General features: G+C 27.7%; 18 protein-coding genes. All 18 read right to left on the reverse strand.

Annotated features, from left to right (window positions below; all coding sequences use genetic code 11):
* Positions 1-69 precede the first annotated feature (69 nt).
* Entirely contained in the window at positions 70-774 is a 705-nt protein-coding gene (locus tag BLT70_RS09065; protein WP_091893712.1) for a FadR/GntR family transcriptional regulator, read from the reverse strand.
* Positions 775-918: 144 nt separating this feature from the next.
* Complete coding sequence (locus BLT70_RS09070; RefSeq protein WP_091893714.1) at positions 919-1878, reverse strand: PKD domain-containing protein; 960 nt, start codon at positions 1876-1878, stop codon at positions 919-921.
* A gap of 30 nt (positions 1879-1908) precedes the next feature.
* Entirely contained in the window at positions 1909-3345 is a 1437-nt protein-coding gene (locus BLT70_RS09075) for a RagB/SusD family nutrient uptake outer membrane protein (protein WP_091893716.1), read from the reverse strand.
* Positions 3346-3373: 28 nt separating this feature from the next.
* Positions 3374-6505, reverse strand: a complete 3132-nt coding sequence (locus BLT70_RS09080) for a TonB-dependent receptor (protein ID WP_091893718.1) — start codon at positions 6503-6505, stop codon at positions 3374-3376.
* Positions 6506-6830: 325 nt separating this feature from the next.
* The gene (locus BLT70_RS09085; protein ID WP_091893720.1) at positions 6831-7205 is read right to left on the reverse strand and encodes a cupin domain-containing protein; all 375 of its coding nucleotides are present in this window, start codon (positions 7203-7205) and stop codon (positions 6831-6833) included.
* Positions 7206-7229: 24 nt separating this feature from the next.
* On the reverse strand, positions 7230-9467 hold the full coding sequence (locus BLT70_RS09090) for an alginate lyase family protein (protein ID WP_231962646.1): 2238 nt from the start codon (positions 9465-9467) through the stop codon (positions 7230-7232).
* Between the two features lie 135 nt (positions 9468-9602).
* Complete coding sequence (locus BLT70_RS09095; RefSeq protein ID WP_091893724.1) at positions 9603-10820, reverse strand: T9SS type A sorting domain-containing protein; 1218 nt, start codon at positions 10818-10820, stop codon at positions 9603-9605.
* A 288-nt stretch (positions 10821-11108) separates the two neighbouring features.
* Entirely contained in the window at positions 11109-13415 is a 2307-nt protein-coding gene (locus BLT70_RS09100; RefSeq protein ID WP_091893726.1) for a chondroitinase-B domain-containing protein, read from the reverse strand.
* A 374-nt stretch (positions 13416-13789) separates the two neighbouring features.
* Positions 13790-14227: a glycosyltransferase gene (locus tag BLT70_RS09105; protein ID WP_091893728.1), complete on the reverse strand. Its 438-nt coding sequence runs from the start codon at positions 14225-14227 to the stop codon at positions 13790-13792.
* 203 nt (positions 14228-14430) lie between these two features.
* Entirely contained in the window at positions 14431-15132 is a 702-nt protein-coding gene (locus BLT70_RS09110) for a LytTR family DNA-binding domain-containing protein (protein ID WP_091893730.1), read from the reverse strand.
* A 108-nt stretch (positions 15133-15240) separates the two neighbouring features.
* A complete protein-coding gene (locus tag BLT70_RS09115; RefSeq protein ID WP_091893732.1) occupies positions 15241-16956 on the reverse strand; it encodes an ATP-binding protein in 1716 nt (571 codons plus the stop codon).
* Positions 16956-17495 (reverse strand): heme NO-binding domain-containing protein, encoded by a 540-nt coding sequence (locus tag BLT70_RS09120; RefSeq protein ID WP_091893734.1) that lies wholly within the window; start codon positions 17493-17495, stop codon positions 16956-16958. Before BLT70_RS09120 ends, BLT70_RS09115 begins: the two co-directional genes overlap by 1 nt.
* Positions 17495-17905 (reverse strand): response regulator, encoded by a 411-nt coding sequence (locus tag BLT70_RS09125; protein WP_091893735.1) that lies wholly within the window; start codon positions 17903-17905, stop codon positions 17495-17497. Before BLT70_RS09125 ends, BLT70_RS09120 begins: the two co-directional genes overlap by 1 nt.
* Positions 17906-18043: 138 nt before the next feature.
* On the reverse strand, positions 18044-18748 hold the full coding sequence (locus BLT70_RS09130; protein WP_091893737.1) for a sulfite exporter TauE/SafE family protein: 705 nt from the start codon (positions 18746-18748) through the stop codon (positions 18044-18046).
* Positions 18748-19194: a FixH family protein gene (locus BLT70_RS09135; RefSeq protein ID WP_091893739.1), complete on the reverse strand. Its 447-nt coding sequence runs from the start codon at positions 19192-19194 to the stop codon at positions 18748-18750. Before BLT70_RS09135 ends, BLT70_RS09130 begins: the two co-directional genes overlap by 1 nt.
* Positions 19195-19202: 8 nt before the next feature.
* On the reverse strand, positions 19203-20624 hold the full coding sequence (ccoG, locus tag BLT70_RS09140) for a cytochrome c oxidase accessory protein CcoG (protein WP_091893741.1): 1422 nt from the start codon (positions 20622-20624) through the stop codon (positions 19203-19205).
* A 33-nt stretch (positions 20625-20657) separates the two neighbouring features.
* Positions 20658-21515 carry a cbb3-type cytochrome c oxidase N-terminal domain-containing protein gene (locus BLT70_RS09145; RefSeq protein WP_091893743.1) on the reverse strand — a complete coding sequence of 286 codons (858 nt, stop codon included), beginning with the start codon at positions 21513-21515 and terminating at the stop codon, positions 20658-20660.
* Positions 21516-21527: 12 nt separating this feature from the next.
* A complete protein-coding gene (locus BLT70_RS09150) occupies positions 21528-21695 on the reverse strand; it encodes a CcoQ/FixQ family Cbb3-type cytochrome c oxidase assembly chaperone (RefSeq protein ID WP_091893745.1) in 168 nt (55 codons plus the stop codon).

The following is a 21695-nucleotide window of genomic DNA, read 5'->3' on the forward strand; positions in this document are numbered from 1 at the left end:
GAACATGAAAATTATTCGATGTCTATTTATAAATTATAATAATATAATTCTTTAAAATTTATTTATTTTTTATTCAATATTATAACAATACTGATAGAGTTCTTTAAAATGTTCTTTCATTTTTTGTTTTGCTAATTGAGGGTTTTGATCTTTTATAGCATCGTAAATAGCTTTATGATCTTCTATTCCTCTTTTAGATAAACCTGCATCACAAACATGATGCTTTTTAAAATTGTTAATAATTCCGGGTGTAATAATGAGCATAAAAGTATTCATTGTACTATTACCACAAGCTTTAGCAATTGCTAAATGAAATAATAAATCTTCTTGAACTGCATCTTCACCATTTAAAACTTTGGTATTATAAGCTTCTAATGCTTCTTTAATTTGAACTAAATCTTCATCTGTTCTTCTAATAGCTGCTAAGCGAGCTGTTTTTAATTCAAGTAATATTCTCGTTTCTACTAAAGCTTTAAACTCTGGTACTTCAAGCCTTAAAATATCTCCTATCATACCATTTAAAGCAACTATACCAATATCTGCCACAAAAGTTCCGCTTTGCGGGATAGATTTTAATAAACCATAAAACTCTAATTTTTGTATTGCTTCTCTAACAGCACTTCTTGACACTTCAAATTTATCAGAAAGCATTCTTTCTGATGGTAATTTGTCTCCAGGTTCTAAATTTTTAAAGTTAATTAAATCTCTAATCTTAGAAATAATGTCTTTTTGAATGCTAGAACTATCTGATTTTGTAAGTGTCTCTAATTTCATGAAAATATTTTTTATATATAGCTAAGATAAAATTTATTTTAATAGTTGAGCTATTAAAATTTAACACACATTATTTGAACTTTAAATAATAAATAATGTGTGTTAAATTTATTTTTATCAATGAATTTATTTTATTAATAAACCTTAGTTTAAAGGATAAACCTTAACATTATCAACATACAATTCATCATTTGTAATTGCATAAATAAGTATAGATATTAAACCTGATCCATTAGAAGTAAAAGATACCTTATTAGTTTCAAAGTTACCTTTACCATTTGCAACGTTACCTACTGATTGTACTAAAGCTCCTGCATCTGAACTAGCAACTCCTTCTGCTCCTGTAGAGAAATGACCATCTAAAATTTCTACAACTACTCTATCTCCTCCATCTCTATCGCTATTGTCTGTTTTAATAGCATACTCATACTCTATTGTATATAATACGTTTGGTGTAACCGTAATTGCTTGATATGCATATCTTGTTTTAGATGTAGCTGGACCTGTTGATGTTGAGCTAGTCCATTTTGCACCAGCCGTTTTAGATCCATTATCTGTACCGTCGTAGTTTAACCAACTACCATCTGAACTAGAGTTAAACGGACTTGTTGTTCCACCTGAAAAGCTATCAAATTTCCATCCATCAAACTTATCTGTAAAATCTCCATTGATAATATCTGGTGTTATTGAAACAGGAATTTCTGGTTCTACAACTTCGATATCTACAGAATAAGTATCTGTAGCACCTAATTTATCAGATACAGTTAAAGATATTGTAAATGATCCTTCATAAGGATATGTATACTCTGCATCTAACTCTGTAGATGAATCAGAAACACCATCACCATCACCATCATAACCAAAATCCCAAAGATAATCTGTAGCACTAGAAGAAGTGTTAGCAAATGTATAAGTTAAATAATCTGATGTTACAGTTTCTTTAAAGCTAGCTGCTGGAGGGTTTAAATCTTCTTTAGATCCAGCTTCTGCTAAATCATATTCTAAAGCATCAACACAAGATGATAGAGAAATGAATCCTATAAGTACAAATGCACTTAAAATGTGTAATGAAACACGTCGTTTAAATTTAATATTATTTTTCATGTCTTATATTATTGAGTTAATTTATTGCTATTAATTATAACCAGGGTTTTGACTCATTACACCATCACTTAAATTTATTTCATTTTGAGGAATAGGTAATAATAAATCTGTAGAAGTATATCCATAACCATTTGCAGTTGAGTAAGCAGATAATACAGATTCTGCTTTACCAAGACGAATTAAATCGAATAATCTATGGTTTTCGAAAGCTAATTCAACTCTTCTTTCTAACAATAATTCATCCAAAGTAATTTTTGATACTGCATCTGTAATACCAGCTCTTGCTCTTACTTTTTGAAAAGAAGTAATTGCAGAAGAAGAAGAAGTTTCTTCCGAGCCAGCCATTATAGCTTCTACATGTAGTAATAAAATGTCTGAATAACGTAATACAACCCAATCATTACCTGCTAATTCTGGATTTCCTGTAAAAACTCCATTAGATCCACCATTATCTCCATCAGGAAAATATTTAGCACATTGATATCTATCTGAAGTTAAATGGACAGGATCTTTTCTAAAAGAATATTCTGTTCTATTACCACCAAAATCATTTAATGACGTAACTAAATCATCAGTTGCGTAATTTAAACCACTAGATTGACCAACAGCGTTCATAAATTGAGCTGAATAATTTTGACTATCAGAAACAGATTCAAAACCAACTGCAAAAAGAATTTCATCATTTAGTTCTGTATAAAAAACATCATAAAAACTAGGTTCCAAGTCAAACTCATTACTATTTATTATGCTTTCGCATAAAGATTGTGCCTCTGTATAATTCGGCGTATCTAAAGTAAGATATACTTTTGCTAATAATCCTTGAGCTGCTGCTTTAGATCCTCTTGTTTTATAAGTATTATCTAAACCACTAATTGCAGTTGTTAAATCGCTAACAATTAAATCGTATATTAAACTTTTATCTACTCTTGTAAATTGAATTTCTTTTTCTGTCGGAGAAATAACACGATCTATAAATGGTAAATCTCCAAATAATCTTACCAAGTTAAAGTACGCATAAGCTCTAATAAATTTAGCTTCTGCCTCTATTGCAGAAGTATCACCTTCTACATTTCCTAAATTTTCTAAAACAACATTTGCTCTATAAATTACCTGAAAATAACTGTTATAATAGTTTTTTACAAAACCATTTGTAGCTAGCACATTAAAAGATTCAAATTGACCAGCATCAGAAGCATCATCTGAATCAGGAATTTTAGTAGAAGTATTACCACTTCTCATTTCTGTAACATAAAATTCGTATTGAATTCCATGATTTTCTAGTTTATCATAACTATTAATTCCCTGTATTGCATCATAAGCACCAATTACAGCTGCTTGTAATTCTGCAGTAGTTGTATAATAGTTTTCTGATGTAATTGCAGAAGATGGGTCTGGCTCTAAAAAATCGCTACAAGAAGTAACTAAACCTCCAATTAGCATTATCGCTATATATATTCTAAATTTCATAATATTATGTTTTAACTAATTTAAATTATTAAAGATCTAAATTTAATCCTAGTGATATTGTACTATATACTGGAGATCCACCTTTTTGGAATCCATAAGTTGTTGGACCAGACTTATCTATAGCCTCAGGGTTCCATCCTGTATAATCATCTGCTGTGATATATAATAAATTTGAACCTGTAGCATAAATTCTTAATTTAGACACTCCTAATTTTTCAACTACATCTTCTGGTAAATTATAACCTATATTAACATTTCTTAATGCTATATAAGATGCATTTTGTACTACAGAATTAGTAAAGTATTTGTTCACTAAAAAAGTACCATCATAACCATCTGCTATGGCAAGGTCACTTAAAGTTTGGTTATTATTATGGCTAAATAAATAATGATCTCCAAGATTTCTTACCTCTGCACCATGAGATCCTTGAAACATAAAAGAAACATCTACATTACCAATAGTAAAATCATTTGTTAAACTCCAAATTAATTCTGGGTAAGGATTTCCTAAAACAGTTCTATCTTCCCCGTCTAAAACTCCATCACCATTTAAATCTTTTACTTTTACTAGACCAAACTCAGCACCAACATGTCTATATGGTCTATCTCTATATTCTACCGGTACTTCTTCTTCTACTACATAACCATAATAAGATGATATTGGTAGACCTTCAGAGTTAATCCATTCCGCCTGAACAGAAGGTGTTCCGTCTGCTACTATTTGTCCATCAGAATCAGCAAAATCAACTAACGTATTTTTGTTTGTTGTTGCAATAAAAGTAGACCTCCAAGAGAAGTTTTCTTTTCTAATATTCTTAGTTCTTAATTCAAATTCAAAACCTTGATTTCTAACTTTACCTAAATTAACTAATGCACTAGTAAAACCAGTAGTAGCAGATATTGGGTTATTAAGTAATAATTGATCACTATTTCTTTGATACCAATCTACAGAACCAGAAATTCTATTATTAAAGAATCCGAAATCAATACCAGGATTAATTTCTATTAATCTTTCCCATTTTAAATCTGGATTTGCAATATTTAAAGGAGAAAAACCAGCTGTTACGCTACCTGCATAAGCATAAGTTGTTGATTGTAACAATGATAAGTGAGGGTAATAATCTGTTAAGATATCACCTGTACTTAAAACAGAGCTACTACCTTGTGCATCTGGATTAACACTACCTGTATTTAAACGATCATTACCAGTAACACCATAACTTGCTCTAATTTTTAATTTTGATATAAAATTAGCATCCTTTAAGAAGTCTTCTTTATCAATATTCCAACCAAAAGAAGCTGCCGGAAAGTTTCCATATTTATAATCTGATCCGAAGATAGAACTACCATCTCTACGCATACTAAGAGATACTAAATATTTATCATTGTATGCATAGTTAAATCTTGAAACAAAAGAAACTCCTCTTTTTTGCCATTCAAAACCATCTGTATCATCTAAAATTATTTCTGTTGCATTTGTAATTTGTTGCACAACATCATTAGTATAACCAATACCTTTAATTGTAGAGAAAAAATAATCTCTTGTTTCAATTGAATTACCAAGTGTAACACCTAAAGAATGTTTACCTATTTCTTTATTATAACTTAAGAAATTATCAAAAATATAATATTGTTCTTTTTGACTAGTTTCTACCATATAAGCATCAGAAACTTGTTCTTTAGCCAATGTACCTAAATAATCTGTTCTTTTAGTATCTTGTATAGAACCAGAAATGGTAGTTTTGAAATTTAAACCATCCATAATCTTGTATTTACCATATACACTACCAAATAATTTGAATTTTTTATCTCCTCTATTTCTTTCAGTAACTCTAGCATAAGGGTTAGAGTTATTACTATTTCCAATATTATTAAGTTCATCATTTATTAAACCATCGCCATCAAGATCAAATATTGTAAAATGACTTTGTCTAGCATAATCACCTACTTGAAGATCTGCAAATGCTGCATTAGAAAAATCTACATGTTGTAAAGTTTCTTCTGTATGATAAATTGGCAACCAAGGTTGGTGTCTTGCTACATTGTAAATAGATTCTGAAAATCTCTTACGATTTGTCATAGTTGGACTAAAACTAGCTCCAATAGAAAAGTTTTTGTTTATTTTATTATCAACTTTTAACCTTACACCATGTTTAGTATAGTTATCTCCTAATAATACACCTCCATCATCAGAATAATTTAAACTAGCTGCAAATTTAGTGCTTTCGCTACCTCCTCTAAAAGATAAAGAGTGACTTGTTATAGTTCCTCCATCAAAGAAAACATCTTGCCAAGAACGATCTGTACCTGTTTGCAATTGTGCTTGTGTATAAATAGAAACTTCGCCATTTGTTGCCATTTGTTGATTTGCCCAACCTTGAGTTGTATAACCATAAGCATCACTTTTTCTAGCTGTTTTTATACCTGTATAAGTACTGTAGTTAATTCTTGTCTTACCTTCTAAACCAGATTTCATAGTAATCATAATAATACCATTAGATCCTTTTGATCCATAAATAGATGCAGAAGCAGCATCTTTTAATATTTCGAATGAATCTACATCATTCATGTTTAAAGATCCTAAAAAATCTGAATCTACAATTACACCATCAACAACAATTAATGGAGTAGAATCTCCTGCCATAGAACCAACACCTCTAATTGTGATAGTTGGTGCAGCACCAGCTTCACCATCTGTAGCTTGTATATTAACACCAGATACTTGCCCAACCAAAGCATCATCTACCCTAGAGGCTGCAATTTGATCAAGATCATCATTTTTTACTTTTGAAATAGCACCAGTTAAATGACTCTTCTTTTGAGTACCATAACCAATAACAACTATTTCATCTAGTTGACTAGCACTTTCTTCTAATACTACATCAATAGTTTTTTGATTTGCTACTATAACTTTTTTAGAAGCATAACCTAAATAAGAAAATTCTAAAACTTCTCCTACAGATACTTTTATGCTATAAATACCATCAAAATCTGTTTGAATCCCTCTTGTAGTATTCAAAACTCTAATTGTAACTCCTGGTAAAGGAGTATTATCACTTTTTGAAGACACAACACCAGTTATGGTCGTTGTTCCTTGCGCATAAAAGCAAATGTTTACTAACATTACAAACAATAATGTTAACCTAAATTTTAATTTCATAATATTATTTTATTTTAAAAAATATAATTGACCCTCTATTAATTGTAAATTTTTGGTTTTTACAGAACTTTAAATATAATTTAGGTTTACTTGCTACTACATTTAAAGCGATATAATTGGTTTACCAATTTGGTTTACCAAATATAGATTATTTATTTAAATAAAAAAAGAATTTGTTAATTATTCCATAAAATCTTCTCGTAATAGGGTTAAAAACGCTTATTAATTCATTTTTTTATAAAAGTTACTCTATAAATTACTTAAAATGTAATCCTTATTACCCAATAAAACGTTTTTAACCACTTATAAAATTAGATGATTTTACCTATTCCTTATCTCCAAAATAAGATGGTCCATTACCAGTTAAGAAATCTTCTCTTACCGGGCTAAATGTATCAATTAGCTGTCCAGCTTCTAAACAAACTGCACTATGCAATAAATTAGGTTCTATATAAACGCCATCTCCTGCTTCTACAATTTGCTTAACTCCATCAATTTCAAATTCAAATTTTCCAGAAACACAATATGTAGCTTGTGTGTGAAAATGTTGATGTGGTGCACCTAATGCTCCTTCTTCAAATTTCACGCTTACCATCATAATTTGATTATCGTAACCTAAGAACTTTCTTGATACTCCTCCTCCAAGCTCTTCCCATTTAATATCTTTTGCTATAACGTACTTTTCACTTACTCGTTTCATTTTTTCTATTTTTAGATGATTTGTTTAATTATAATAATAAGAACCTGTAAATGTATAATCCTTACTATTTATACTTACTGAATGTTTTTTATCGATACTATTATCGATATTTGATAGTATTAATATTTTTTCTTTACCTTCTTTAAATTGAATTTTAATTGCAGTATAATTAGCATCATCTTTTAAAATTTCAATTTTAGAAAAATTGCTATATGCATTATTTGCAACCTCTTTTACAGGATCATAAGTTCCATGAGATTCTATAATAGACGCATACACTGTATTTTTTACACCTTTTTTTCTGATAATTATTGATGGATCTTTTCGTAAATTAAACTCAGGATCATTTGCACCAATTCTTGCAAAAATAATTTCATCTTTTTTATCAGTAGCAGATGTAATTGTATAAAATCTTCTATTATCTAACCAAGTAAACTGAATACTTTCTTGATTTGCAATCCCACTTCCTTCATTCCAAATATGATTATAACCATTCTTTTTACCTAAAATTGATAGTGTTTTTGGTGTATTATAATCAAAATTTGTAGAAATAATTTGACCGAAATAATAGTAGGGTAAATCGTAATTATTGTTTTTGTTTGATTGTATTTTATTGATATCAATAACAAATGGTTTTTCTAAACTCTCATCTACAACCATTATCATTGTTCTGTGAATTTCTGTTCCTGGATATGCGTTTGCTTCTTTTGCACTTACAATTTGAAAATTAGGGTTTGAAGCATCAAAAATATATTTTTCTGAATGATGTGCACTTCCTGTTCCAAAATCATAATTAAAATGTGAAGTTTCGTTTTGTACAATTGTATTATGTGCAATACTTTGTTTTGCAAAAGTTTTGTTTTCTTTTAAATAACCACCACCATTTTTTTGCTCAACATTTACAAAACGTGCTAAACCATAATCTTGTAAAACTTCATCGCCATTTTCATAGAAAGAAAAAGATAATTTATCATAATGACCATGACTTAAACCCTGACCAGTATATTTTAATACTAAAGCTAACTTTTCATCTTCTTTTTGATATCTAAGAATACCAATTCCACCTTCATCACCTTTAGAACCATCTGTTAATTCCATCGATTTTTTAATGAATGGTTTTTCTTTATTTTCTTTTAAACCAATTGCAACCATTAAACCACTTGCATCTAACTGAACTTCATTTTGCTTCTGAGCAATAGAAAGTAATTCTGGATTTTGAGATCCATAATAAAAAGCAATATCAACTGCAGAAACTAAAGAAGATGTATAATGAGACATCCCTTTTTGCCCATCATTTAAAGGAAAAAATTCGCCATTATCGTCTGTTAAGTTCAATAATGCATCAACTGCTTTTATTAAAACTCCGTTTTTATATTCAAAAATCTTTAACTCTGGTTTTTTATTCTGAAGTGCTTCTGCAAAAATCAAAAAAGGATACATTGCATAACGCTGATAATAAGGCCCTTCTGTATAAAACCCATCAGGAGAAAAAGGAGAATCTAAATTAGCTAAAAAACCAGCTTTACCATCTTTATCAAAAATAAAACCACCATCATTATCTTTAGCTTTAAGATCTAAATTTTCTTTTTTTAAACCATACAAAGCCCTATTTACAAGTTCTTCATCATCCATTACTAAACCAATCATTCCAACAGCTACATTTCCCCAAGTTGAGTGATTATGTACTCTGTTAAAAAATTGTGGCGTTTCTATGGATAAAAAATCTGCGTAAGGTCTAAATAACGTTTTATTTAAATAATCTGATTGTTCTTTTGGTAACCAACTATAAATGCAGTCGTATGCCTGACTTGTAAAAACTAACCAATTGGAATCGTTTAAACATTGCCAAAATAATTTACCTCTAGAATAACTTCTAGTTTGTGGATGTAAAGGTAATGTTGGAAACATTTTAGCATATGTTAACAACATATCTCTTATATAGATTGCATATTTTTCGTCGCCTAATAACTGGAATAATACTCCAGCTTTTTGCATTGTTGCATAATTTAATTTATGTTGAGTATGTGTATAACCACCCGCCATATCTTTAGGAATTGGAACATCAATTCCTTTTTCAATTTCTAAATCAACTGCTTCTTTTGCTAATTTTAAAGTTTCATCAAAAACAGGAATTGTACCTAATTGTAATTTAATTTCTGCAACACTTTTATTTGTTAAAATTAAATTTGGATGCTTTGTTTCTGATACTATTTCAGTCTCTTTATCTTGTTTATCAGAACAAGAAACAAAAATTAAAATCATTAAAAAAAGTCTATAAAAAATTTTCATGGATATATTTATTTCATAAATTAAATTATCAGAAAAAACATATTACTAAAACAACCAAGTATTTCTGGATAATTTTAGTAATATATTCTATTGATTGAGGAGCTTTACTTACTCAATAATAACTTTTCTTGTACCCACAAGGTTATTACTCGTAACTTTTAAAACATAAACTCCTTTAGATAAATTAGAAACATCTACCCCTTCGTTACTTAAAGAAGAAACATTTAACACTTTTTTACCTATTAAATTATACATTTCTACACCTGTAATTTTTTCACTTGTTGAAATTTTCACAAAACTAGTAGCAGGATTAGGGTAAACACTAATTTTTGAAGAAAAAACATCGTTAACAGAAAGGCTTGCTGCTGTAGGATTTAATAACCCATACACATCTTTAATACCTTCCCAACCTAAAAACTCATCTGGATACACTTTTGAACTAGAAGTGCTAAACACCCAATTTGGCACACTAGAATCACTTCCATTTGCAGAAACAATCCAATCATCTGCTGTAAAACCTGTTTTAGTACCTTGTCTTAAAATATAGTTTGCATCTGAAGTTGTAGCAAAGTCTACAATTGTTGCGCTCGTTGTAATAAAATGTTTTGAAGAAAATGAAGCATTATCTTGTACATATACAATTTGACCATATAAAAACTCTCCATTTTCTGAAGCATCAACATCATCATCATCTCCATAACCTACAGAATCATAAAGCACCCAAGAAGTATGATCTCCAGTATCATTTATAACTCCATTTGCATCATCAGAATTAGAACTACCATCAATTCTTACCCCTTTAGGATTTGAAGGCGCAGAAATCAACATATAAGTTGCAGTTGCATCAATTAAATTTCCATCATAACCAATATCTGGCGTCTTTGTTACAACAGCAGAAGAACTACTACTAGTTACATCAGTACCAGTCAAAGCTATTTCTATAACAGTTGCGTCTGAAGAAATAACACTTTTATAAGGGCTTTCTGTAAGAGAATTATCATCTGTATCTGTATAATTAGTTATTACAACTAACATACCATTAGCCCCAAAAGTTAATGTACCATCTCCTAATTGAATAGCCTCACTAACTTTTCCTCTACTTGAACTATTTCCATCTCCTTCAATAGAAATAAGATATAAATCTGAAGGGACAACTGCATTAGCTGCACCTCTAATTTCTATGTACTCGTTCGTTAAATCTGAACCTGATGGACTAGGAATAAGTTTATTAATATAATAACCTGAACCTGTAGGAATATTATCGAATGTTTGAGAATATCCCAAAAATGCAGAAAATAATGCAATAATAAGTAATGTTTTTTTCATAATTAAAGTTTTAAATATTATTAATATTTGTTGATTTAGACTGGTTAACCAATCTGGTTTTCCAAAAATACATATTTTTTTGGTATTCTCAAAATATTATTAAATTATTTAATAATTGATATTTAAATCCTTAAAAAAACTAACTGATTGCAAAAAAATCTTTTTCTCACTTGTAAATAATTACAATATTCTACTTTAATATTAAAAAAGTGATTAATATATATTGTAAAAAAAATCCTACATAGTTTTTAAGCCTTGTAGGATTTTTTTTGTAAATATTTAATTTTATTAATACATTAACTTCATTACTAAATTTTCTTCTGTTTTTATTTTTCCAGAATTAATTAAAGTATTTTCAGATTCAACATTGTTTTTTGCTCCCCAAAGTATAGAAACATAATCAACTTTATTGTTTTTAAATACATTTTTAGTAATGTTTACATTTACAATACCTCTATGATTTAATAACATTTTATTTTTTTCATCGCTTCCGCAATTTGTAAAAATACTATTAGAGACTAATAAATTACCACCAATTGTAGATTCATCATAACCACCTCTATAATAATCAATTACATTTTGTTTTACGTTTTTAAAATTACAGTTTTCAATCGTTAAATATTCTGTGTTATAATCTCCTCTATCATTTGTTTCTTCTGATAATTCTATTCCGTTTTCACAATTAGAAATTGAAGTACCTTCAAAAGTTACTTCTTCAGAAAATGTTTGCTTATATGCTTTTAGTACATAATCAAAATTACTTATTTCACAACCTTCAACTGCCAATCCGAAGTGATTAGACATATTTTCTTTTAAACTTGCAAATGCATAATTAGACTTGTTTCCTTCAAGAATTACTTGTTTAATTGTTAATTTTCCTTTCGGATTTAACTCAAACAAAGGTGTATTTTCCTTCCCTGAAAAAACAATTTGTGCTTTTCCATCTCCTGAGCTTTGAATGGTAATTGTTTTATTTATTACTAGAGATTCATCAACCGTAAAAACACCAAATCCTAAATCTATAATATCTCCATTTGTTGCAGCATTAATTTTATCTTGTAATTCTGAAGCTTTTTTTACAGTATAAATTTTAGGTTCTCTTGCTTCCACAACATTTGAATACCAATCTGTACCATATTTTGTTTTATCTAAAATTTTAGGATCATTTAACTCTCCTTTAATCGTTGCACCAATAGAATTTGAGTTTGCTCTAGAATTACCAAAAAGATCTTCTGTTATTGTATCAAAACCAAAGCCGTTATAAATATCAAAATCGCTTGTTAAATTAGGAATATAAATATTATCACTCACTTTTGTCAATTCAAATTTTGCTTCTTTAATTCTCTCTGGATTACTAAATGCTACACTTTGATTATTTATAATATTATTTTTAAACTTTACTCCATCTGCTTTATCATGTTCAATAATAGGGTTTTTATCACCTTCTTTATTATAAATTATATTATTGGCAACAACAGATCTTAAAGCTCTTGCAGAACGTATTTCTGATTTTGGTAAAACCGCTGCTTGAGCAATATTTGTACCAACACCAAATTGCCAAGGAGATTTACAATTAACATACGTATTATAAGCAACTACTACATCTGTAACTTGATTATATCTATTTAATGGAGATTTCGGAATTCCGTTCATAACTGCTAACGGGCTTCTAAAATTTTCTCCAATAATATTATAAAAATAATTATTAATAATCCAATGACCAGTGTTTACAATTCTAATTCCTCCAAATTGTTTATTTACACCATCACCAATAAAATAATTTCCATCGATTGTAGCATAATTTCCATGACGAGTTACAACAGAACCTTCACTTTTATAAAAAACATTATTTTTAATTAAATTAAAATTTGTTTTACTAGAAATAATTTCAACCTCACCGTTACATTCTTCAAATAAATTATTAGCAATCGTTGTATTACTTGGCGACATAGAAGTAAAACTACTACCCAATTGAATAGTTTCTCCTCTTGCACCACCTTTTCTGGGTCTTGGACCAAAATGATTATTTACAATTTGATGATAATTTCTTATACTTTGGTTTCCTTTTAAGTCTACTCTAACTGTTGGTCCGCCATTTGTTTTACCAGCAATATAACAATTGGCTAATTTATTATGTGTACCAAATAATTGTACCCAAAGATCATCTTTGTCTCTTTGAAGCTGATTAAAATCTAGAATTACACAATTCGTTACACTACAATAGTTTGCAACTTTTTCTTCTGTAGTTCTAAATGCAATTACATTTTTTGTTGGCGTATATCCATTTCTAAAAAATAGCCCTTTTACTGATAAATATTTTCCACCAATTTCTAAGTTTGATACTCCTTCAATAAAAACTTCTCCAGCTGTTTCTGCACTTAAAGTTATTGGATTTTCTTCGGTACCTTCGCCATAAAACTTAATTTCTAAGTCTTTGTATGTTCCGTTTTTTAAAACAATATCATCACCTGGTTTTGCATTTTTAATTGCGTCATTAAGTTCAGATTCATTACTTACTAAAATACTACTTGTAACTTTCTCATTACAAGAAACGAACAATAAAATTAAACTGATAATTAGAAACGATTTCTTCATATAATTTATAATAATTGATTAATGTGAAACAGATAAATTTTAATATATAACACTAGAAAAAGTATTAGTCTCTGTATAACAACTGGCTCTAGCTCCTTATCTTTATTTGAGTATGAAAATACTAACAAAAAAAACAAATTATTGGTTTACCAAATTGGTTTACCAAATATAGGTACTAATTTTGGATAAAAAAAATATTTTATAAATACAACAATAAAGATATATAATTAACTGTATCTATATCTTAGTAGAGCATAATAAAATATTATTTTCAAAAAAGGAATTTTAAGATAAAAAATTGATATTATAAAATATTCAATATTTTTTATTAGAAGAATTGGAAAGACAAAACATTCCAGTTTGTATTTTTTTATTTAAGCTACAGATTTCTTTTTCATTATTTCTTGAATAGAAAAAACATCAAACAAAACATTTCTACTAGACCTAGTTGGTAATGAAGTATAGTCTTGTTTATTTTCTTGAAAATTTTTAAGAAATGTTGTAAGTGATGGTAAAGAATCTAACATATTTGGTTTTAAATACACTATAAAATCAAATTCAGATTCACTTAATAATAATCTAGCACCATACTTTATGGCTGCTTTTAAACCTTTATTAAGTTTGATATCTAAAATAGAAATGTTTTTTTCTGATTTAAATTGAATATCTTTTAACAAGTTTAAAGTATTATCTGAACTTGCATTGTTTACAAAACAGATTTTACTTGCATTAATATTCGATAAATATTCAGTATTAAAATTACTTATTTCTTTCTCGTTATTTGAAAAAACAATAATTACTCCCGAATTCATTAAACTAATAATTTATATGTTAGTATAACCTAAAACACTTATCTACTACTTAAATCTAAAAATAAACTATATATATAAATTTATTAGTAATCCGTTTAGGTATTTATACTACGAAAATATAAAATTATCAGGGTTATTTTAATGTGCCTTCGTTATTTGCAATTTATCTATAGACAAAAAGTACTATTGCTTTAGACGAAAATTTAAAGCAAATCTAAACGTTTCATAAGTTCGGGTCTTTTAGATCTGCTTACAGGAATTACTTCCTTTTTTATAAGGACACTATTATCTTCGATATCAATTATTTTTTTAATATTGATAATGTAAGATCTATGTATTTTTAAAAATAAAGAATCCGGTAATTTTTCTTCTATTTTCTTTAATGTTGAGTGAACAACATATTTTTTATCGTCTGTTTTTATATGAATATAATCTCCTTTTGCTTCAACCAAATAGATACTTGGTAAATCAATTTTAATTAAACGTCTGTCTATATTAACATAAAAATCGTTAGAAACATCTTTTACTTTTGATACCGGAGAAGCTACCTGAATGTTCTTTTTTTCTGCCTTGCTAATCGCTTTTTGAAAACGAGATAATTCAATTGGTTTTAACAAATAATCTATAATAAAATCATACTCAAAAGCTTCTAAAGCAAATTTAGAATCTGATGTTGTTAAGATTATTTTTGGTGGGTTTTTAAGTGATTTAATAAAATCTAAGCCATTAAAATCTGGCATATGAATATCTAAAAAAATTAAATCGACTTTATTTTCATTCAAAAATTTCATTGCTTGTATAGCATTAGAAAATTCTTCAATAATATGTAAATCTTTAATTTCATTTGCAAGTGTCTGTATTATAACTCTTGCCATTTTCTCATCATCAACAATTATGCACTTCATAGAAACAATTTTTGTAAAATATGTATTGTTTTTTTAAAGCTGTAAATTAGTAATTTTAAGATTAGTAATTAAATAAAATTAAACATTTTTATTATAAAGTAATAAATTTTATTTTTTTATTGTAAAATAAAAAGTAGATCCTTTATCAATTTCTGATTCTACCCAAACTTCACCTTTATAAATATCAACAATTTTTTTAACAATTGATAATCCTATTCCAGATGAATTTTTTTCTTTTTTTAAGGATTGAAATATTTTAAATATGTTTTCAAAATGTCTATTTTGAATACCTATTCCATTATCACTAATTGAAAATTTATAAAAAGAATTATGATCTTCTACATCGATATTTATAATTCCTTTTTCTTTATTATTAAACTTTATTGCATTACCAATTAAATTCTGAAATAATTGTTGAAATTTAGTTTTATCTCCTTTTACTTTAGGTAAAGTATTTAAAATATTTATAGAAATACTATCAGGAACATATAAAACATGTATTAAATTTTTAACTAAAGAATCTAAATCTACAATTTCTTCTTCAGAAACAGTTGCCTCTAAACTCGAGTATTGTAAAATATCAGTAATTAGATTCTCCATAGTTTCTAGCGTAATATCAATGTCTTTAAAATTTTGAAGACTTGCTTCATCAAACGCTTCTATATTATCGGTTTTTATCCAAGAAGTTAAAGCTGCAAAACTTCTTAAAGGAGATTTTAAATCATGAGAAACTATATGCGCATATTCATGCAACTCTTCATTACTTTTTTTAAGTTTGTTTAAAAGCTCTGCGTTTATAGATTCTGTTTTCTTTCTTTCTCTAATATTAATTGCACTTTTTAATTGAAGAGATACTAAACTAGCAATATTTTCTATAGTATTTAATTGTTCTTTAATAAAAAAGTTTTCCTTTTTATGTTCTGCATCTATTACAGCTATAACTTTACCTTCGCTTATTATTGGAACCGTTATTTCTGATAATCTTCTTACACCGTCTAAAATATATCTTTCATCATTATTAGTATTTACTACAATTTCTGATATACCTGTTTGTGCAACACTACCAACTATACCTTTACCAAACGGAATAACGACTTTATTTAATACTGGTTTATTTGGTATTGCTTTACTATGATAAGCTGTAATTTGTTCTAAACTTTTTGTTGCTTCATTAACAAGATAAATAACACAATCATTTGTATCTAAATAAGTAGCTATACTGCTAGAAATTTCCCACGCAATTTCATAAATATTTTCTTTACCTAGAATAGATTTCATGATATTATTAATCATATCAACAATTAATCTCTTCTCTCTTTCTGCAGTAATATCTCTAATAATACCTTGTACAGCAATAGGTTTTTTTAAATTATCATAAATAATACTTCCGTTGATATTAACCCATTTAATATCATTATTTTTTGTTATTATTCTTGCTGTATAATTAGTAAAATAACCTTTATCAATAAGTATCGAAAAAGAATTAATTGCGTATTGATAATCTTCGCTATAAACGAGTTTTGCTGCATTTAATTTTTCTGATGTATTATATCCAAAGAATTTTTCTGCAACATCATTCATTTTTAAAACCTCGCCTTCTAAATCTATAACAACATAAGAATCATTAATGTTTTCAAAAACACCTTTTAATTGCGATGTTTTTTCGGCCAAAAGAGCAGCTAATTTAATATTTGCTTTATTTAACTCTTGTGAAGCATTAAATAAGGCAAGAGATTTTTCTTCAAGAATTTTTTCTGCCTGCTTTCTTGCTTTTTTTTGTCGATCTAAAGCCCTTTCTAAAATTTCAATTTTGTCTTGATTCATTAATTTTTATTTACAATGAATCTAACCTCCGTTCCATCTTCTTTAATTTTTTCTATAATTATTTCAGCAGTACTGTTAAAATATTCAAATGTTTTATTCATTAACCCCAAACCAAAATGATGCATAGCTCTACTAGATTTGTAGTTCATAATTAGCCTTTTCTCACTCTTTTCTTCTATTAAAAAAGTTGGCAATTCTGCATCGGGATAAATTTTTCTAACTTCTACATGAATATGGTTTTCAATAGAAGATAACATTTCCATAGGATCTTTATAAGTATCTAAAAGACCTGGATAACTTCTTTCAATTACACTAAAAAAATGTTCACCATAAATTAATAATAAATTATCGATAGATATTCCTGATTTATCACTTAGATTTTTAAGAAGTTGAAGCATTTCAGAAAAACTATACGTGCCAATAGAAGTATAAACTCCTTCTGATTCTAGTGTTGAATTAAGTATAATTTCATCAACCATTTCAATACCAAACTTATCTTCTACTAAATCTAAAAACTCTGTAAAAACTATACCTTTCATTATTTTCGAATAAAATCATTAACACTCCAATACTTCATTATTTTATTTATCTTTATTAGATAATCTTCATCATTTAAAGATTTTAAAAGATAGCCAGCAATACCTAATTTATAACACTTTTTAATATCATTAATATTATTAGATGTGGTTAAAACAATAATTGGTATGTGCTTTATTTGAGAAAGATTTTTAACATTTGTTAAAAAATCAAAACCATTTATATCTGGCATATTCAAATCTAACAAAATAATATCAGGAAAACAATTTTCTAATATAGAAAGTGCTTCTTTGCCATTATTAGCAAAAATAATAGTGAAATCACTAAACTTAGAAGAGAGTGCTCTTTTAAATTTAAAAATTTCCATTTCATCATTTTCAATTAATAAAATTTTTACTTTTTTTTGCAACATTTGAATCTAATAAAAAAACTGATTCAAATATAAAGGAAATAAGAAAAACTTATAATCCAGATAGATGAAAACACTTTTTTTTTAGTTGAAATTCTATTTAATACTGATGAAATAATTTAAACTAAAGAAAACGGACTGTTAATGACAACCATTTACAGTATCTCCTGCAGTATTTAAGATTGGCTCTAAAGGAGAAACAAAAGGAATTCCTAAACCTAAACCTCTTAAAATAAAAAGTGAACCAATAAAAATGACCATAATAGGAATTGCTTTTTGAATATTTTTTCTAAGATTACCTTTTGCAAAACTACCTAAATACACAACTGCTGTCATTAAAGGTATTGTTCCTAAACCAAATAAAAACATATATAAAGCACCTGCAAATTCATTAGAAGTAGCTAAAGCGCCAAAAATAGCCATGTAAACTAAGCCACAAGGCAAAAAACCATTTAAAAAACCAATTGTAAAAAAAGTATCATTTCCTTTCTTTTTAAGTTCATTACCTAAACTATTTTTAATTTTAAAAATAATTTTGCTAATCTTTTTAGAGAAACTCAATTTTTGAAAAATTTTAGGAAATAGAACAACTAAAATCATACTAACTCCTACAATTATAGATAATTGTTGCTGAAATCCGAAGAAATAAAAACCTTTGCCTAAAAAACCAAAAAGTAGACCTATTAAGCTATAGGTAAACAATCTACCTAAATGATAACTTAATATTTGAAAGAATTTTTTTACTGGTTTTTCTCTATCTACCGGCAACATAAAAGCTATTGGGCCGCACATACCTATGCAATGGAAACTACCCAATAAACCAAATAGAATTGCAGATAAAAACATTAATATTGTATTTCTTCTTTAATTAAATATTCTTTATTGTTATATTTGAAGGCTATATTAATGTTCCAGCGACCATCTAACAAACGTTTCTCAGGCACGAGCAAATATGTTTTAGAGATTGAAATAGGTATTTCAAAATCTAATTGTTTATTAGATGGTCTATATAGGAACACTTTTCCTTTAATTTCTTTTGGAGAAAAATCTGCTGGAAATTCTATTTTTAAACCTCCTTCTGATCTTTGTATTGTTACTTTTTCTTTTAATTCTAAAGCGTTTTTTTCGGCATTAATTTCATCTTGAAAACCTAATTCTTGTTGATAGTATTTTTCTGTTACCAAATCATAACTATACGAATTGTCTGTACTCATCTTGACTACAAAAAATAATATAAAGCCAATAAAAGCTACAATTGCTATAACAATTCCTGTTCCCCAATTAAATTTCATAATCTAAATTATTTATAACTTCTTGGTCCTAAAAAGTTGGTTATTGTTGTTTCAATCAATTTATCGCCACTGTAAACACCAATTTCAATTTTCTCTTTATCACTTTTTAATGCTGATGCATTTAACTCGATAAATAAAGTACCTTCTGCTAATCCTTGTTTAGGAACAGTAAAATCATGATTAGATACTAATTTAATAGTTCCTTTATGAGAAAGCAATTTATAACTAACATCATCTATATCTTTAGTTGTTTTATTAATTACCTTGTAAGTATAAACATTACTAATTATATTATTTTCTTTATGCTGATATAATTGTCCTGGTAATCTTAAAATGGTAGCTTCAACATCATTTCTTAAAAACAACATTCCTATTAAAATACCAACTAAAATAAATAATACAGCAGAATAACCTTTAACTCTTGCATTTAATTTAAATGGTTCTTTTTTAGCAATATTATCTTCACTTGCATATCTAATTAAACCTTTTGGTAAACCTACGCTTTCCATCATATGATCACATTCATCTATACAAGCTGTACAATTTACACATTCTAACTGTGTACCATTTCTTATATCTATATTAGTAGGACAAACAACAACACATTGTTTGCAATCTATACAATCTCCTTTTCCTAAAGCTTCTCTATCCTCATTTTTCTTAAATTTAGATCTACCTTCTTCTCTTTCTCCTCGTTTATAATCGTATGCAACATTTATAGTTTTGTTATCTAACAAAACACCTTGTAATCTTCCATAAGGACAAGCAATAATACATACCTGCTCTCTAAACCAAGCAAAAATAAAATAGAAAACACCTGTAAAAATTAATAGAGAAATTAAAGTACTAATATTGTCTAAAGGATTTCCTGTGATATAGCTTATTAAAGTATCTCCACCAATTAGATACGCTAAAAAAACATTAGCAATTATAAAAGAGATTACAAAGAAAATAAACCATTTTAAAAGTCTTTTTCTAATTTTTTCTGCGTTCCAAGGTTGTTTGTCTAGACGAATTTGTTTTCCTCTATCACCATCAATCCAATATTCTATTTTTCTAAAAACCATTTCCAGAAAAATAGTTTGCGGACAAATCCAGCCACAGAAAATTCGTCCAAAAACAACTGTAAATAGAATTATAAAAACAACACCTATGATCATGGAAATAACCAATAAGTGAAAATCTTGCGGCCAAAACGGAAATCCGAAAATATTAAATTTACGTTCTAAAACATTAAAAAGTAAAAACTGATTTCCATTAACTTTTATAAATGGAGCAGATAGTAAGAAAATTAATAAAAAGTAACTTACATACGATCTATATTTATAGAATTTACCACTTGGTTTTTTTGGATAAACCCAAGAACGTTTACCAGACTTATCAATGGTACCAATACTATCTCTAAATTGTTCGTTTTTTGGAGTTTCCATAAATACACAATTAATCTATTCTACTAAATTTAATTATTCAGCAACCCATTTATCACCTTGAGGAGCTTTTGGGTTAGCAGGTGTAGTTCCTTGTAATGAAAGCACATAACTAGCTACTTTTTGCATGTCTGCTGCTTTTAAAGTCTTATTCCAAGCAATCATACCTTTACCATCTCTACCTCCGTTAGAAATTGTAGTAAAAACATTTTTGATTCCTCCTCCTAAAATCCAGAATTCATCTGTTAAATTTGGTCCAATAGAACCACCTCCATCAGCTATATGACAAGAAGCACAGTTTAATTTAAAAATTGCTTTACCTCTGGCCAAATCTTTAGCATCCGTTAACAAAGTAACACTTTCTGCTGTTATTAAATCTGTAGCAGTAGCTTTATATTTATCTAATGATGCTTTTGCTTCTGCTACTGCTTTATTATACTCTACAATTTGATTATCACCATCTAAAACATGAAATCTTACCAAATAAACAACTGCAAAGACAATTGATGCATAAAACATATATACCCACCACGGCGGTAATGTATTGTCTAACTCTTGAATACCATCGTAATTATGATCTAAAATTATTTCTTCTTCACTATCTATATCTTTAGATTTAGTCCAAGATTGTAAAAGTTTTTTTATCCAAGCATTACTGTCTTCAGGAACAATACCTAATTTTTCATTTTGTAACTCTGTAGCCTTAGAAATAGCAATAATATTTACCATTTCTTTTAAAACAACAACTAAAACAAAACCAATTAAAGCTATCCAAACTAAAGGATTCTCATAAATATCAAATGGGTTTTCGTACACCATAAACGACTTTGCAAGCGCTAAAAACGTTACAATTACAAAGATTATATATATTGTAGATTGAAAATATTTTTTCATTTTTTTTTCTTTTTAGTTATCTAAAGGCAAATTACTTACCGTATTTATATATTCTTTTTTTGCTGTAAAAACCCACCAAAATAAAACCATAAAAAAAGTAAAGAATATAATTAACGATATTAAAGGATATATTTCTATACCTGTAATGCTCTCCATATGACCTTTTATAAATTTTAACAT

This window comes from Polaribacter sp. KT25b (assembly GCF_900105145.1).
GTDB lineage: Bacteria > Bacteroidota > Bacteroidia > Flavobacteriales > Flavobacteriaceae > Polaribacter.

Coding starts and splice junctions, on each gene's coding strand:
- BLT70_RS09145 (WP_091893743.1), bottom strand. CDS start 21,515: ATGAAAAAATATTTTCAATCTACAATATATATAATCTTTGTAATTGTA.
- BLT70_RS09095 (WP_091893724.1), bottom strand. CDS start 10,820: ATGAAAAAAACATTACTTATTATTGCATTATTTTCTGCATTTTTGGGA.
- BLT70_RS09090 (WP_231962646.1), bottom strand. CDS start 9,467: ATGATTTTAATTTTTGTTTCTTGTTCTGATAAACAAGATAAAGAGACT.
- BLT70_RS09085 (WP_091893720.1), bottom strand. CDS start 7,205: ATGAAACGAGTAAGTGAAAAGTACGTTATAGCAAAAGATATTAAATGG.
- BLT70_RS09150 (WP_091893745.1), bottom strand. CDS start 21,695: ATGTTAAAATTTATAAAAGGTCATATGGAGAGCATTACAGGTATAGAA.
- BLT70_RS09130 (WP_091893737.1), bottom strand. CDS start 18,748: ATGTTTTTATCTGCAATTCTATTTGGTTTATTGGGTAGTTTCCATTGC.
- ccoG (WP_091893741.1), bottom strand. CDS start 20,624: ATGGAAACTCCAAAAAACGAACAATTTAGAGATAGTATTGGTACCATT.
- BLT70_RS09105 (WP_091893728.1), bottom strand. CDS start 14,227: ATGAATTCGGGAGTAATTATTGTTTTTTCAAATAACGAGAAAGAAATA.
- BLT70_RS09080 (WP_091893718.1), bottom strand. CDS start 6,505: ATGAAATTAAAATTTAGGTTAACATTATTGTTTGTAATGTTAGTAAAC.
- BLT70_RS09120 (WP_091893734.1), bottom strand. CDS start 17,495: ATGAAAGGTATAGTTTTTACAGAGTTTTTAGATTTAGTAGAAGATAAG.
- BLT70_RS09125 (WP_091893735.1), bottom strand. CDS start 17,905: ATGTTGCAAAAAAAAGTAAAAATTTTATTAATTGAAAATGATGAAATG.
- BLT70_RS09135 (WP_091893739.1), bottom strand. CDS start 19,194: ATGAAATTTAATTGGGGAACAGGAATTGTTATAGCAATTGTAGCTTTT.
- BLT70_RS09065 (WP_091893712.1), bottom strand. CDS start 774: ATGAAATTAGAGACACTTACAAAATCAGATAGTTCTAGCATTCAAAAA.
- BLT70_RS09110 (WP_091893730.1), bottom strand. CDS start 15,132: ATGAAGTGCATAATTGTTGATGATGAGAAAATGGCAAGAGTTATAATA.
- BLT70_RS09070 (WP_091893714.1), bottom strand. CDS start 1,878: ATGAAAAATAATATTAAATTTAAACGACGTGTTTCATTACACATTTTA.
- BLT70_RS09115 (WP_091893732.1), bottom strand. CDS start 16,956: ATGAATCAAGACAAAATTGAAATTTTAGAAAGGGCTTTAGATCGACAA.
- BLT70_RS09100 (WP_091893726.1), bottom strand. CDS start 13,415: ATGAAGAAATCGTTTCTAATTATCAGTTTAATTTTATTGTTCGTTTCT.
- BLT70_RS09075 (WP_091893716.1), bottom strand. CDS start 3,345: ATGAAATTTAGAATATATATAGCGATAATGCTAATTGGAGGTTTAGTT.